Source organism: Hyphomonas sp. L-53-1-40 (genome assembly GCF_000682775.1).
Classification (GTDB): Bacteria; Pseudomonadota; Alphaproteobacteria; order Caulobacterales; family Hyphomonadaceae; genus Hyphomonas.
Map to the genome: position 1 here is coordinate 1 of NZ_AWFI01000013.1, position 563 is coordinate 563.

The 563-nt window shown below is 59.9% G+C and carries 1 protein-coding gene; it reads right to left on the minus strand.

Annotation, left to right across the window (positions count from 1 at the left end; translation table 11 throughout):
- Positions 1–23 precede the first annotated feature (23 nt).
- A partial coding sequence (locus tag L53_RS09110; protein ID WP_034814469.1) for an EF-Tu/IF-2/RF-3 family GTPase occupies positions 24–563 on the minus strand: 540 nt, incomplete at its 5' end.

A 563-nucleotide genomic window follows, 5' to 3' on the forward strand; every position in this document is an offset into this window, starting at 1 on the left:
TTACTGCCTGATGGGAACAGGGCTTACTTCTTGATGGCCGAGACCACGCCGGCGCCGACCGTACGGCCACCTTCGCGGATCGCGAAGCGCAGGCCCTGGTCCATAGCGATCGGCTGGATCAGCTCGACATCCATTTTGACGTTATCGCCCGGCAGGACCATTTCCTTGTCAGCCGGAAGCGTCACAACACCCGTCACGTCCGTCGTACGGAAGTAGAACTGTGGACGGTAGTTGGTGAAGAATGGCGTGTGACGGCCACCCTCTTCCTTGGTCAGGATGTAGGCTTCGGCTTCGAACGTCGTGTGCGGCGTGATCGAACCTGGCTTACAGAGAACCTGGCCACGCTCAACGCCTTCACGGTCAACACCGCGCAGCAGGGCGCCGATATTGTCGCCAGCCTGGCCCTGATCGAGCAGCTTGCGGAACATTTCAACGCCCGTACAGGTCGTCTTCACCGTGTCGCGGATACCGACAATCTCGATTTCCTCACCGACCTTGATGATGCCCTGCTCGACACGACCGGTCACAACCGTACCGCGACCGGAGATCGAGAACACGTCCTC